Raw genomic sequence first — 13,906 nt, forward strand, 5'->3', positions numbered from 1 at the left:
ATGTAGGGGATTCCTGACGGGATCTTCACTTATCCCTACATTATGTTTCGGCATTACCCGACAGATATTCCGGTTATCTGTGTCGTATTCTTGCCCAAATTGCAAACCACACAACAACAAGGGTTTTTTTGCGAAAGGGGTATGAAAAATTGGTAATTCTTCTTATTTCTACGGGTTTCCAAAACTCATCCAGAAATTTATCCTTAAATCAGTGAAATGGCTTGAGGCAGGATCACATCTTGAATCAAGCCGCACGATTCCGGGCGCGTTACGGCGCTTGTTCAATTCGCACAGATATGCTGCGAATAATATTGATACTCGCCGGGATGATTTTGCCGCCGGCGACCCAGGCGGCGGGTATTCCGACACTTAATGAAGTGATTGTGCGGGCTGACGGGGACAGGATTAATAAACTGATCGGAATGGCGAATTCCGCCAATGAGGGCACTGTTCTCAAGCAACAGCTCAAACAGCGCACTGTTTACCGTCCTGGAGAATTACTGGAAACTGTACCAGGATTGATCGTCACCCAGCACAGCGGTGAGGGCAAGGCTAATCAGTATTTCGCGCGCGGCTTTAACCTGGATCATGGAACCGATTTGAGAATAACCGTGGATGGCATGCTGGTTAACCAGCGTTCGCACGGGCATGGACAGGGTTACTCCGACCTCAATTTTTTGATACCCGAGCTTGCTTCCAGCCTCCAGTACCTTAAAGGTCCGTACTACGCGGATCAGGGCGACTTTTCATCAGCGGGCTCGATCAATATGGGCTATGTAAATAAGCTGCCAGCCGGGATCGCCAGCTTTGGTGTGGGTAATCAGGGATTCCTCCGGGGGCTTGTTGCCAATTCACACGATCTGGGAGCGGGTACCGTCCTGTATGCCGCTGAATTGAACACCAAGGACGGTCCGTGGATCACCGCGGAAAATTTCAAAAAATTCAATGCAGTATTGCGCTATAGCCAGAACACCGGCGATACCCGGTTCAACATCACTGCGATGGGCTATGGTGCGAGATGGAACTCCACCGATCAGATTCCCCTGCGCGCCGTGGCGAGCGGCCTGATTTCACCTCTTGGCGCAATTGATCCAAGCGATGGCGGTAAATCGCACCGTTTCAGCTTGTCCGGAGCGTTGCAGCACGCGAGTGGCTACGGGATTACCAAGGTCAATCTTTATACGATGCATTCCGATCTCGCCCTATTTTCCAATTTCACCTATTTCCTCGATGACCCGATCAACGGAGACCAATTTTCGCAGGTCGACAAGCGCTTCCAGTCCGCGATGAATCTCAGCCACGCATGGGTAAACACCTTTGCCGGCTTTGCAGTTGAGAATACCGTCGGTGCCCAGTTCCAGAATGATGTGATCGATAATGGCCTGCTGAATACCAAACAACGCCAGACATTGTCGATCACACGCAAGGATCACGTGGTCGAAAACAGCGTGGGATTTTATTACCAGAACAGCGTGCAATGGATGGAAAAATTTCGTAGCGTAGCCGGAGTACGCACCGATCTTTATTGGTTCGATGTCAATAGCGACAATAGCGCCAACTCCGGCAAACGATACGACGATATAACCAACCCCAAGCTCAGCCTGATCTTCGGACCATGGGCCAAAACTGAATACTATCTTAACTACGGCGGCGGGTTTCATAGCAACGACGCGCGAGGCACCACTACCACCATCGATCCGAAATCCGGCGAGCCGGTAGGCAGGGTGAATCCGCTCGTGCGTTCCACGGGATATGAAGCCGGGCTGCGTACCGCCATCATCCCCGGCCTGCAGGCATCGCTCGCATTTTTTCGCCTTGACCTTGCTTCCGAGCTGCTATTCGTTGGGGATGCCGGGACGACTGAACCCAGCCGTCCCAGCAAACGCGAGGGTGTGGAAATTTCCGCCTTCTATATGCCGAATAGCTGGCTGACGGTGGACGTGGATTACGCGCTGGCGAAGGCACGCTTTACCGGCTCGGATCCCGCTGGAAACCACATTCCAGGCGCTATCCAGGGCGTGGGCAAGCTGGCCATTGCCATAGACAATCTCGGTCCCTTCTTCGGCAGTATGCAGCTTCGCTATTTTGGTAAACGCCCGCTGGTGGAAGATAATAGAGTTCAGTCGGATAACACCGTGACACTTAACGGCCAGTTCGGGATCAAGGTTGGGAAAAAACTGCAAGTGGTGTTGCAGGGGTTTAATCTGCTGAATACAAAAGCACATGCGATCGATTATTTTTATACATCGAGACTGCCAGGAGAGCCGGCTTCGGGTGTGGCCGACAAGCATTTCCACCCGATTGAAAGCCGCTCATTCCGGGTCAATCTGGTAGCCAATTTTTAGGCCCTGGCGCAATTTGTAAAAATGATAATGAGCTGCGAAACGGATCCTGATCAATATAAATATTGTCACGAACGAATAAAATCTAGGAGCAGGTAAACATGGAACGACTCACCATATCGCTTAATGATCAGCTCGCCAAGCAGTTTGACGGTGTCATACATAAGCGCGGTTATTTCAATCGGTCCGAAGCCATGCGTGATTTGATACGGGATCTGCTTGAAACCGTCCGCCTGGAAGAACACGGGGAAGGTCACTGTATTGCCACGCTCAGCTATATATACAATCATCATGAAAGTGAACTGGCCAGCTCCCTTACTTCGGCGCAGCACGATCATCATGACCTTACGCTATCCAGTATGCATGTCCATATGGATCATGATAATTGCCTGGAAGTAACCATCCTGAGGGGCTCTATCAAGGATGTAAAAAATTTTGCCAATCATATTATTGCCACGCGTGGGGTACGGCATGGCAAGCTGCATCTGTTGCCCGTGGAGATCGTACAAGAGCGGCACTCGCCTGATTCTACGCCGCATGTTCATAGCAATCCCCTTTCGTGACGTATGCAAGTACGCAACGCCAGCACGACGTGGTGGTCTTTTAACTCGTTATTGCACCGAAAAATGAGGGTGCCCCAAAATTAGAGTGAGCATTTCGCACTTTATGGAAGTACTTCTGTCCGTGTCGGTTTGGCATATACGTTCACGGTGCTCCATGGCAGTTGTTGCATCCAACAGTTACGACCCCAAAATGGACACTGCATGATCATTCAGCTCTGCGATTCATTATCTGTCCTGGAGAGCCGTTCACGCACGAAATCGATGTGCTGGCGCAAGACATAGGTTTCGTCAGCGAACGATCCCGGGATTTTCCCGGTGATGATGGATTTTTCGATTTTGTCCAGGCGGGCTAGCAGGGCTGCGCGTTTTTCGGCCGACATTGGCGTGAGCGCGGCTCGTTCGAGCGCCATGAGTTCGCTGTAGCGGCGGTAGATGCGTGCCCTGACGCGCCATCCATACAGGGACGGAAGGAGGCGCAAGCCGGGAATCAGAACTATGATAATCGGCACGAGCATCACCGCTATTCGATCCGTCAGGCTTGCCAACCAGAACGGCAGGTGCCGGTAGGCAAAGCTCTTCCCCGATTTGTAGTATCGAGCGGCGTCTCTGCTAATGGGGTATTCATGCTCCAGGGGAGCAGGGAATTCGCCGGCGCGTTGCAGCAGGGTAGGGCGACCATGCACTTCCTGCGCCGCCTCGATCAGAAGATCAGACAGTGCCGGATGCAGGTGCGTGCGCGCGACCAGTTCGACGGTGGGCGCCAGCATGACCAGCGGCTTGGGCGGCAGATTTGTGCCGAGATCAAAGGAGCCCGGCGGCAATTCCAGCTTGTTGAGATAGTGGAAGCGGCGTACGTAGGCGTCGGCCTGCGGAAAATCGAACAGGCGAAAGCCCTTGGTATGCAGCATCTGCCTGATGGTCTCCGGTGCCGCGGAATCACCCATTAGGAAGGCTGCGTCGATCTGGTGCCTGAGCAGGGCCTCCCTTGCTGCCTCGCCCGCCAAGTCGACCAGCTTGGTTGGACCATGCGGCTGGATTTCGTTGGCTTTAAGCAACGCCAGGGCAAGGAACCTGGTACCGCTCCCCTCGGGGCCGATGGCGATGCGCTTTCCTCTCAGTTCAGAAAGCCGTTGTATCGGTCGTGGATTTCGGTAAACAATCGCAAGCGGTTCGTGGAATACACTTCCGAGAGACACGACGTTGCTGATATCGCTGCCGGTCGCAACGCCACCCTGCACGAATCCGGCGTCGACGCGGGTGTTCACGTCGGTCAGGCGCCCGAGGTTATCCAGCGAGCCCTCGGACGGCAGGATCTCAAGCGTGATGCCGTTGCGCGCCAATATCGGACGGTACTTCTCAGCGACCGAGCGGAAGATGCTTCCGTCAGGTCCGCTGCTAAGGGTGATGGTGCTCGGCGGAGCCGGTTGTACAAAGTGAAATGCAACCGCGATTGCAAGGATGCTTGCCAGCACCACAGGGGCTAGCGTAGCAATAAGGTCGTGCCATGAAATCCTCCTGATTGGGGATAGTAGGCTTGATGAGCCTGATTTGTCCTGAGCTGCGTCCTGCGCCATCGAAGTATTCCCCTGCGAAGATAAAAATATTCTTCGCCCCGATCAGGGGCATTCAAGCTGTCGGGACGCCAACGCCACCCGCTCGGGCGCTCCTGTATTCAGATAGCTTTGCGGCGATAGATCGAGGATATGAATGTTGAACGGGAGGCTGAGCGTCAGGAAAATACCGGTGACCCGAGGGGTAATAAAGGTCAGTGTACCCAGGGGGCATCTGAATCTGAGTCAGATTAAAAAACACGGGTCATGGCACTTCTACCTTCACCTTCGCCCTAGTTCAGTTACTCATCAGCGTCGCGAAAAGGTGATATGCGAATTGGCTCTCAGCCGTTTATTTTTTTCAATTACGTGCCTTTGTGCATCGCAACATGGCCAGTTTTGTCGCGCTTGATTTCCTATTGCGGCTCATGCTCGATCGCGTGATGTGTAGCCCTTGTAAACAACTTCGTTATGTGAACCTTGGTATCTTTTATCGATGTACCCAGCCTTCGAGTTCCAGCTCACGTGATCACCAACTTCGAACTTGTGCGCCATGATCTTCTTTGGCTATGGTTTGTATAGAAGAGCGATGATGTCGCGCATAGCCTTGGAATACAGACTTAAGCTTGGCCAATGGTTTACAAGGCATTCTGCTCGAACCATCGCTCGCTCTTTTTTGGGCGATTGTCCGCTCGAAGTCGACTTCCCAGACCTTTGGAGTCCAGGTGAATCATAGCGGCTGCCAACTCCTGTCGCGCGATGGCCGCACGCGGTTGTACGGCCCGGTTTATCCAATTGTCTGTCGATTTATTTGGCCGAATCGTTCAGCGTGACCCGCCATACATTTCTTCTGGACCGAGCAATACAATTTTGCGAAATTTCCGCCTAGCTTGTGCCATCATGCTGGTCTTAGATGACGGCCATTATCTGTACGCTCCCGCACATTCCGTCTGATTTTTGTGACCCCGAAGGCCAATTCCTTTGGAAGTCGACCAGTTATGGCGGTCTGAAAAAATGGGGGCCGATATTTCGGTAAATAAGGAAGCGAAGGACGAATTCAGGTAGACCAGCACACTATCCGTGCTGATCTCGCCTACCAGAACCGGTCATGCCGAACGCATGCATTGGCTATTCCAGCAACTTGTGTTCGGCTACGTAGCGGACTAACTGAGCATTGTTCTGCATGTTCATTTTTTCCAAGATGCGCGCACGGTAGGTACTCACGGTTTTCGCGCTTAACGCCAATTTTTGCGAGATCTCCGTTAAAGATATTCCAACGGCGATAAGCTTGAGGACATCGAGCTCCCGATCGGAAAGCGTGGAATGTAGGGATATTGTCGATGTTGGACCGAGATCGAACAGAAGTTTCTCGGCCAGTTTTGCATCTATATATTTTCCGCCATTCGCTAAGCGCCGTATTACAGATATCAGCAGATCGGTTGGGCTGTTCTTGGTGAGATAAGCGGACGCGCCCGCGCGTATTGTCCTGATAGCATATTCATCCTCATGATAGGTGCTCAACATCAGCACTTGACGTTTTGCATCATCGTTCATTACTCGCTTTAATACTTCCAGCCCATTCATACCTGGCATGTTGACATCCAGCAATGCCACATCCCATCCGCCGCGGCGCATTTTTTCCAAAGCATCCGGCCCGTCTGTCGCTTCGCCAACGACTACGATGTCGGCTGTTTCGGCCAGAATTCGTTTCAGGCCGTCGCGGAAAAGCCTATGGTCATCAGCGATGAGTACCTTGATTATCAATTCTTATCCAGCTGAGATTGGTTGATTGAAGGGTCCAGCCAACTTGTCAACGTGGCTGAAAAGTATCCAGCAGCGGGCGAAAAATATACAAGAGTGTAAATATCATGTTCAGCAAAGCGCGGTTGCGTCCCTGTTTTCCCCCGCGATCTCTTACCCTCCGGTCTTTAACTGTTCTCTTCATTGCGTTTCAGGGGGATACATACGCTGACCACGGTTCCTTGCTGCCACATGCTGGTAATATCAATATCGCCCCCCAGTACGGCTGCCCGCTCACGCATTCCGAGCAAGCCGAACGACTTTCCCTTGATGGCGCCCTTGGGATCAAATCCCTTACCGTTGTCGCGCACCTCAACAATGAGATCATCTGCAGTTTGCGACAGGTGGATTTCGACACAACTGGCTTCGGCATGTCGTGTCACGTTGGTCAGGGATTCCTGCACAATGCGGAATATCGCCACAGTCTGATCTTCATCCAGATCAATCGATTCCTCCGCCAACTGCAATACGCAATTTACGCCGCTATGTTTCCTGAATTCATCGGCCAATTTTTTAAGGGCCGATGTGATCCCCAACCCCAGTGAGGCGGGACGCAAATGTTCGGCAACATTATGAACACTCTGATCTGCCTTGGTCACCAGTTCCGACATGTTGCGCCGGATGATTTCCAGTCGTTCATTTCTATTATCTTCTCGATCCACTCCACTCTTCAATAACGAGATTTCCAGATGCAATGCCGCCAGGAGTTGACCCAGTTCATCATGAATTTCGCGGGCAATGTATTTGCGATCTTCTTCCCGCATCCGCTCCACATGCGCCGCAAGTTCCCGTATGGCTGCATCGCGCACCCGAAGCTCCTGCTCTACAAGAATTCGTGCCTCCGCTTGCCTGTGTTCCAACCACTTTCCCAAATCATCTCCCACGACATCGATCAGATTCTGTTCCTCGGGCAGCAGGAAGGGTTGGTCTTCACTGTAAGATACCACTATCCAGCCGTGAGCCTCCCCGTAGACCATAATCTGCTTTCGTAATTCGCGTATATGATTCTTATCATATTGATCGGAAACAAACAGCCTTCCATCCAATTCGATTTGGATAGCGGTAATAGTTGAAAACTTCATTGCCGCGATCAGTTGCTTAAAAATAGTCCTGCAAACCTCCTCCAGCGATTCTGAGTCCATGCCGCGGCGGATCGCGTAGAAACAGTTGATTTCCTTTAATCGCTCGCGTAACGATTCCTCAACCTGTTTGAGTTTTGTGATTTCATGCTCAATGGCTTCCGCCATGGTATTGAAGTCGGCACCGAGTTCAGCGATTTCATTGTGGGTGGAGATGTCGCAGCGGGTGGAATAGCTGCCCTGTGCAATGCTGCTCGCCTGGCGGCTGAGATGATCGAGCGGACGCAGGATATTGCGGCGCATATATAAAGTGGCGACCGCTACAACGAGCAGCGCAGTGCAGAGCACTGACAGTATCAGCAGGATTTGCTGCTCGAATTTGGACTGTAAATTGCTCAACCTGCTTTGGGTGCGGTTATCCAGCTCCAGCATGAACTGGCTGATGGGTGCCATGATCATTGCTTTCTCGGCTTTATAACGCTCGCCAAACAACAAGTTTATGGCGGAATCGCGGCCAGATGCGCACGGTATGGTGAAATTTCCGTATCGGTCGCCACATAATCCTTTTGTGGCAGCGAACGCTTGCTTTTCCAGGTTTACCAGATTATCGGAATTCTTTTGCGATTGTTGCAGCAGATCAAGTTCACGTTCACTAAAACCCTCGCGACGCATCAAATCCATCAATGAGATGGCATTACCCAGTGCGCTGGCGGCGGGAGGTCCGTTTACGTTCCAATAAGTAATTGAGTAATCCTTGGGGCGCGGCCGTTTGCCGTTGCGGATGTCGAGAGTCTCAAAAAAGAAATGCTCGTAAATCGCGTCGCCGGTGATCACATAGCTGCGGGCCGCCTTGGTGAGGTCTTCCGAACTCTGAAATAACTCGTTTGCAAGCTGCAGCGATCTGTATTTTTGGCGCTCAGCTTTGGTGATATCGTCCAGAGTGCCCAGCGCCTGAGAGGAAAGCAATATCAGCAAGCTGAGTACTGAGACAATGAAAATAAAATAAAAATTGGTAAAAAGACCGATCCTCATGTTTTCCCTTAATGCCTTGTCCGGTTGTTCCTGTTGTTCCTCTTGCTCGCTTATCCTGTTAAATCAGAGCCGCTTTTCCTGCTGTAATCCTGTTTCCCAATCACGATCATTCTGAATCCGGTAGCTGGACAGGTGGCGTGTGCCGCTTTTGACCGCAGAGCAGGGCGCAAGGATACCGAATGTTCGCGAATTCAAGGCAGAGAACAGCTGGATCAAGCACATGTATGCACTATCCAGGAGCGCGGCAGTATCACATTTCATGCGTCAGGAAGGTTTTGGGGTGGTCGCGCAGCCTGGTTGCCGGAATTTGACAGGATCATCCTGCAGCTAGGCATTCAAGGCTCATAGCAATCGGTCAATATTTTCGCGCCATTATGCCGTTGGGCTATATCCCGCAGACCACCGACGTCGCCTTCTTTATTGTTCCCTCTGGCAGGCGCCCGGAATTTTCCCAAAGCAAAGTAGCGGGTTGCAGCCCATCTCCAATCATCGTTCGTAATACATATGGACAAATCTTCTTATACAAAATTTTCAAACTGTGGATATTTTCTAGTGACTCACATCGCAAACCCCTGCATGATTATCCCACTCGACTTACGAACTTAAAAAAGAAATTAGCGATGAATAATTTGGGCAAAAAGATGGATAAGGTGGCCAGCTACGAATCAATGGCGGCTCATATTTCACAAAAAAATGACTTCGGTAAGCAAGGGAAAAATTTCTTTGCCCGCGTAGCGTTGGGTGCCACACTGATAGCCGGTTGTGCGTCTTTATCACCTATGGCAAGGGCAGCGGAGCCGGACTTCAAGGTTCCGAATGGGCCTAAGTATGCAATCGATGACACCGTGTGGGTGAAGGTGGGCATGGGTTTCCGCGGTTCGGGCCGATGGGCGGAGAACAAGGCGGCGGATCGGTTCGATGGGCGATTCCTCATCGACAATGCCCGTCTCTACGTCAACGGGCAAGTCCATAAATATGTCAAGTTCGAACTCAATACCGAATGTTTTTTCTGCGACAACACTCATCCCGGCGATAACCCCAGGATGTCGTATAACATCCTCGACGCAATTGGGAAATTGGAGTTTAACAGGTACTTCAACGTCTGGGGCGGACGCATGTTGGTGCCTACAGAGCGGGGCGAACTGAGTGGTCCTTTTTACCAGGCCACACATGATGCCTTCAAGACACCCTTCTTTTCGCAGGACTTCAGCGTCAAGTTTGGCAACGGCGGAGCCGGCCGCTACGGCCGTGACGATGGCGGCACTTTCTGGGGAAGTGTTGAACCGGGCTTCATCAAGGGCACGCTGGGTTATGCGGTGGGCGTATACCAAGGATTGCAATCCAGCCAGGGATTCGGACCCAATCAAGGCAATAATGTTCTCTGGGCGGGCCGCTTCACCTACAATTTTTTGAATCCCGAGAAAAATCCGGGCTATTACACCAGCAGTACCTACTTTGGAAAGGCCGGCGATATCCTGGCGCTGGCGTTCGGCGCCTCATATCAGAAAGACGGCGCCGGTTCGTTTGCTCATCGAAGTGACTTTCTCGGGCTCGTCGGCGATGCGCTTTTCGAAAAAGTGTTGCCCAGAAATTTAGGGGTGGCCACGGTCAACGCTGAGTACAAGCAGTTTTACGCCAATTACTCCACAGCCGCGTTTGCCAATTCCGACTGTTTTTGCATGTTTGACGGAAAATCATGGACAGTCACCGGGCTGTATCTGATACCGGTCAAAGTCGGAATTGGAAAGTTCCAGCCCTATGGGAGATTTACCAGCGTTCAACCCAATCACAGCAGTAATCGGGAAGAAATCGAGGGTGGCGTGAACTATATCATCGACGGCTTTAATGCCCGTATCTCGGCGTACTACCAACACGGGGATCTTTTTACCAAGGGTTTGAATTACGCACCCACGGTAACGGGAGACAAGGTCGACGTTTTCAAGTTGTCCTTCCAGTTGCAAATGTAATTAATTTGCATTCCATTGCCTGATCGATATGCAGCACTCCTTCAGGTTGCGGCAATGACTCGAGTATTGAGTGAAACAAAAGACAACACATAATGTATCTGATTCCTCGTTCTGAAGACGCACTGATAATGCGGGATACCGCCTCGGTTCATCACCTATACCCTGCGCAGCATTCATCGGTTCCCGCTCCGGGCCAACCGCATACCCCGCTGCAGGCGCGCCTTTCCCTGAAATTCGTGGAGGATGGTGGCGCGACCCGGTTGACGGAGCGCGACCATTTTGGCCCTCTGATCGTGCAAAAACCGCTTTATCCGGAAGGGCGAGAGATTTGCCAGGTAGTCATCGTACATCCTCCGGGCGGAGTCGTGGGTGGGGATCAGATGGAAATCGCAGCCAAGGTTGGCGTGGCGGGAAAAGCGCAACTCACCACTCCGGGTGCTGCCAAATGGTATAAGGCCAACGGCAATATTTCACGTCAGAACATAACCCTGGACGTGGGTTCAGGCGGTTCGCTTGAGTGGCTTCCCCAGGAAACCATTTTTTTCGATAACGCACATGTCGAGCTGGAACATAGCGTAACGCTGGGTAAAGAAGCAAGCTATATCGGCTGCGAGATTTTATGCTTCGGCCGTACCGCATCGGGGGAATCGTTCAATGGCGGTCAGATCTGCCAGCGTATCGGCATCCGCCGCGATGGTAAATTGATCTGGTACGAACAATTAAGGTTATCGGGCGGCAGCCCGGCAATGCGAAATCCGCTTTTGCTCGCCGGTCGCACGGTTTGCGCCACGTTGATTGCCGCGGGCCCAACCGTTTCCGCAGCAGTACTGGAGGCAGCACGCGAAGGTGCAGCCGGAATTGCAGTTGACGGAGGTGAAGCCCGTATTTCCCAGTTAAAAGGGCTAGTGGTCGCGCGTTACCTGGGTAATTCAAGCCAAACGGCGCGGCGAGTAATGCTGGATGTCTGGAGCCATCTCCGGCCGGAGATGCTGGGCCGCAAGGCGGTGGTGCCGCGCATTTGGAATACATGATGTTGCGTGCCGGCATCATGCGAAAGAGGTACCGCTTTGAAAGAGGTACCGCTTTATATATATGGATGTATTTATCACCTACTGGCCACCCGAAATGGCCACCCGAAACCGAACAATCATCTAATTATTGAGGAGGGAAGCAAATGGACCTTACACCAAGAGAAAAAGACAAGCTCCATATATTTACCGCTGGGTTACTGGCGGAAAGACGCAAGGCGCGCGGCTTGCGGCTCAATTATCCGGAAGCGGTCGCGTTGATTACCTGCGCAGTGCTTGAAGGTGCGCGTGACGGCCATACCGTGGCCGAGCTCATGGCGGATGGGAGGAAGGTGCTGACCCGTTCCGATGTGATGGAAGGCATTCCGGAGATGATCCCCGACATCCAGGTCGAAGCGACGTTCCCCGATGGAACCAAGCTTGTGACCGTGCACAATCCTATTCCTTAAACACCAGGAGATTACGATGGCCAGAATACCAATGATACCAGGAGAAATATTCGCGCAACCCGGCGATATCGAGCTCAATGCTGGGAGAAAAACCAGGACACTGACTGTTTCCAATGGCGGTGACCGTCCCATACAGATCGGTTCGCATTTTCATTTTTATGAAGTCAATTCCGCGATGAAATTCGACCGGGAGGCCGCATATGGCATGCGCCTGAATATTATGGCGGGTACCGCCGTACGCTTCGAACCGGGCCAGGAACGCACTGTTGAACTCGTCGAGCTTGCGGGAAACCGGGTGGTTTACGGATTCAATCAGAAAGTGATGGGCAAACTGAAGTAATAAGATCATGACAATGTCCCAATCTGATAAAGGAGCAGAAAAATGAGTTTAAATATTTCCCGCCAGGCCTACGTTGAAATGGTGGGCCCCACGACCGGTGATCGCATTCGCCTGGCTGATACGGAACTTATTATCGAAATCGAAAAGGATTTCACGACTTATGGGGAAGAAGTGAAATTCGGTGGGGGCAAGGTGATCCGCGATGGCATGGGCCAGTCCCAGGGTAATCACGCGGATGTAATGGATACCGTCATTACCAACGCGGTGATCGTAGACCACTGGGGTATTGTAAAAGCCGACGTGGGCTTGAAGGGCGGCAAAATCGCTGCAGTCGGTAAAGCCGGAAATCCGGATATCCAGCCCAATGTCACGATGTTGATCGGGGCGGCAACCGAAATTATTGCCGGTGAAAACATGATTCTTACCGCTGGCGGTATCGACAGCCACATCCACTTCATTTGTCCCCAGCAGGCGGAGGACGCAATGATGAACGGCATCACCACCATGCTGGGTGGTGGCACGGGACCGGCGGTTGGCACGGCCGCCACTACATGTACCCCCGGCCCCTGGCATATCCATTCGATGCTGCGGGCGTCGGATGGCATGGTGATGAATACCGGCTTCTTCGGCAAGGGCAACGTCAGCCTGCCGGTTCCGCTGGAAGAGCAAATTCTTGCCGGCGCTTGTGGCCTCAAGCTGCACGAAGACTGGGGCACGACCTATGCAGCCATCGACAATTGCCTGAACGTTGCCGATAAATACGATATACAGGTGGCGATTCATACCGATACCATCAATGAAGGCGGCTACCTGGAAAACACGATTGCCGCGATGAGGGACCGGACCATACATACTTTCCATACGGAAGGTGCCGGGGGTGGGCACGCGCCGGACATCATTGCGGTCGTGGGTCAGGAAAATGTCCTCCCGTCTTCCACCAACCCGACCCGGCCCTATACCGTCAATACCCTGGATGAGCACCTGGATATGCTGATGGTGTGTCACCACCTGCACGCCAACATAGCCGAGGATCTTGCGTTCGCGGAATCGCGCATCCGCAAGGAAACCATTGCGGCTGAGGATATCCTGCACGATATGGGTGCCATTTCGATGATGTCATCGGATTCTCAGGCAATGGGCCGTATTGGGGAAGTGGTCATACGTACCTGGCAGACTGCCCACAAGATGAAGATACAGCGCGGCACGCTGCAGGAGGACACATCCAAAAACGATAATTTCCGCATCAAGCGTTATATCGCCAAGTACACGATCAATCCGGCCATTACCCACGGGGTGTCTCACGCAATTGGCTCCGTCGAGGTGGGCAAATACGCTGACCTCGTCTTGTGGCGCCCCGCCTTTTTCGGTGTCAAGCCGTCGATGATCCTGAAAGGTGGAATGATTGCGGCATCGTTGATGGGAGATCCCAACGCTTCCATTCCGACTCCGCAGCCGGTACATTACCGCTACATGTTCGGCGGATACGGTGGGGGTATCAAAACATCCTGTTTCACGTTTACCTCGCAGGCGGCAATCAACGCGGGCCTGGTCGATAACCTCAAGCTGGACAAGAACCTGATTGCGATCAAGGACACGCGCAATTTACGCAAGAAGGACATGATACACAACGGTGCCACGCCCAAGATGGAAGTCGATCCCGAAACCTATGAGGTGCGGGCCGATGGGCAGCTTCTGACGTGCGGGGCAGAAGATGTCCTGCCCATGGCACAGCGGTATTTCCTGTTTTAAAGCCGCC

Annotated in this window: 10 protein-coding genes; 7 read left to right on the forward strand and 3 right to left on the reverse strand. The window is 52.4% G+C overall.

What is annotated here, in order from left to right; genetic code table 11:
- Positions 1–239: 239 nt before the first annotated feature.
- Positions 240–2,345, forward strand: a complete 2,106-nt coding sequence (locus tag BMX00_RS03130) for a TonB-dependent receptor (protein ID WP_245727624.1) — start codon at positions 240–242, stop codon at positions 2,343–2,345.
- Positions 2,346–2,443: 98 nt separating this feature from the next.
- Positions 2,444–2,905 carry a nickel-responsive transcriptional regulator NikR gene (gene nikR / locus BMX00_RS03135; protein ID WP_090827045.1) on the forward strand — a complete coding sequence of 154 codons (462 nt, stop codon included), beginning with the start codon at positions 2,444–2,446 and terminating at the stop codon, positions 2,903–2,905.
- Positions 2,906–3,114: 209 nt separating this feature from the next.
- On the opposite strand, the gene BMX00_RS03140 is transcribed toward nikR, so the two are convergent.
- The 3 genes from BMX00_RS03140 to BMX00_RS03155 all read right to left on the reverse strand — a co-directional run bounded on the left by BMX00_RS03140 (position 3,115) and on the right by BMX00_RS03155 (position 8,366).
- On the reverse strand, positions 3,115–4,479 hold the full coding sequence (locus BMX00_RS03140) for a TAXI family TRAP transporter solute-binding subunit (protein WP_090827048.1): 1,365 nt from the start codon (positions 4,477–4,479) through the stop codon (positions 3,115–3,117).
- Between the two features lie 1,104 nt (positions 4,480–5,583).
- On the reverse strand, positions 5,584–6,219 hold the full coding sequence (locus tag BMX00_RS03150; protein WP_090827050.1) for a response regulator: 636 nt from the start codon (positions 6,217–6,219) through the stop codon (positions 5,584–5,586).
- A gap of 164 nt (positions 6,220–6,383) precedes the next feature.
- Positions 6,384–8,366, reverse strand: a complete 1,983-nt coding sequence (locus BMX00_RS03155; protein ID WP_090827052.1) for a HAMP domain-containing protein — start codon at positions 8,364–8,366, stop codon at positions 6,384–6,386.
- A 620-nt stretch (positions 8,367–8,986) separates the two neighbouring features.
- Between BMX00_RS03155 and BMX00_RS03160 the strand changes: the two genes are divergently transcribed.
- The 5 genes from BMX00_RS03160 to ureC all read left to right on the forward strand — a co-directional run bounded on the left by BMX00_RS03160 (position 8,987) and on the right by ureC (position 13,899).
- Positions 8,987–10,333 (forward strand): hypothetical protein, encoded by a 1,347-nt coding sequence (locus tag BMX00_RS03160; protein ID WP_245727626.1) that lies wholly within the window; start codon positions 8,987–8,989, stop codon positions 10,331–10,333.
- A gap of 92 nt (positions 10,334–10,425) precedes the next feature.
- On the forward strand, positions 10,426–11,364 hold the full coding sequence (locus BMX00_RS03165) for an urease accessory protein UreD (protein ID WP_245727628.1): 939 nt from the start codon (positions 10,426–10,428) through the stop codon (positions 11,362–11,364).
- Between the two features lie 143 nt (positions 11,365–11,507).
- Complete coding sequence (locus BMX00_RS03170; protein WP_090827054.1) at positions 11,508–11,810, forward strand: urease subunit gamma; 303 nt, start codon at positions 11,508–11,510, stop codon at positions 11,808–11,810.
- A gap of 31 nt (positions 11,811–11,841) precedes the next feature.
- Positions 11,842–12,150 carry an urease subunit beta gene (locus BMX00_RS03175; protein ID WP_090827679.1) on the forward strand — a complete coding sequence of 103 codons (309 nt, stop codon included), beginning with the start codon at positions 11,842–11,844 and terminating at the stop codon, positions 12,148–12,150.
- A gap of 42 nt (positions 12,151–12,192) precedes the next feature.
- Positions 12,193–13,899: an urease subunit alpha gene (gene ureC / locus BMX00_RS03180; RefSeq protein WP_090827056.1), complete on the forward strand. Its 1,707-nt coding sequence runs from the start codon at positions 12,193–12,195 to the stop codon at positions 13,897–13,899.
- Positions 13,900–13,906: the final 7 nt, after the last annotated feature.

This window comes from Nitrosovibrio tenuis (genome assembly GCF_900109785.1).
GTDB classification, from domain to species: Bacteria; Pseudomonadota; Gammaproteobacteria; order Burkholderiales; family Nitrosomonadaceae; genus Nitrosospira; species Nitrosospira tenuis_A.

Coding starts and splice junctions, on each gene's coding strand:
- nikR (WP_090827045.1), top strand. CDS start 2,444: ATGGAACGACTCACCATATCGCTTAATGATCAGCTCGCCAAGCAGTTT.
- ureC (WP_090827056.1), top strand. CDS start 12,193: ATGAGTTTAAATATTTCCCGCCAGGCCTACGTTGAAATGGTGGGCCCC.
- BMX00_RS03140 (WP_090827048.1), bottom strand. CDS start 4,479: ATGGCGCAGGACGCAGCTCAGGACAAATCAGGCTCATCAAGCCTACTA.
- BMX00_RS03175 (WP_090827679.1), top strand. CDS start 11,842: ATGATACCAGGAGAAATATTCGCGCAACCCGGCGATATCGAGCTCAAT.
- BMX00_RS03170 (WP_090827054.1), top strand. CDS start 11,508: ATGGACCTTACACCAAGAGAAAAAGACAAGCTCCATATATTTACCGCT.
- BMX00_RS03155 (WP_090827052.1), bottom strand. CDS start 8,366: ATGAGGATCGGTCTTTTTACCAATTTTTATTTTATTTTCATTGTCTCA.
- BMX00_RS03165 (WP_245727628.1), top strand. CDS start 10,426: ATGTATCTGATTCCTCGTTCTGAAGACGCACTGATAATGCGGGATACC.
- BMX00_RS03160 (WP_245727626.1), top strand. CDS start 8,987: ATGAATAATTTGGGCAAAAAGATGGATAAGGTGGCCAGCTACGAATCA.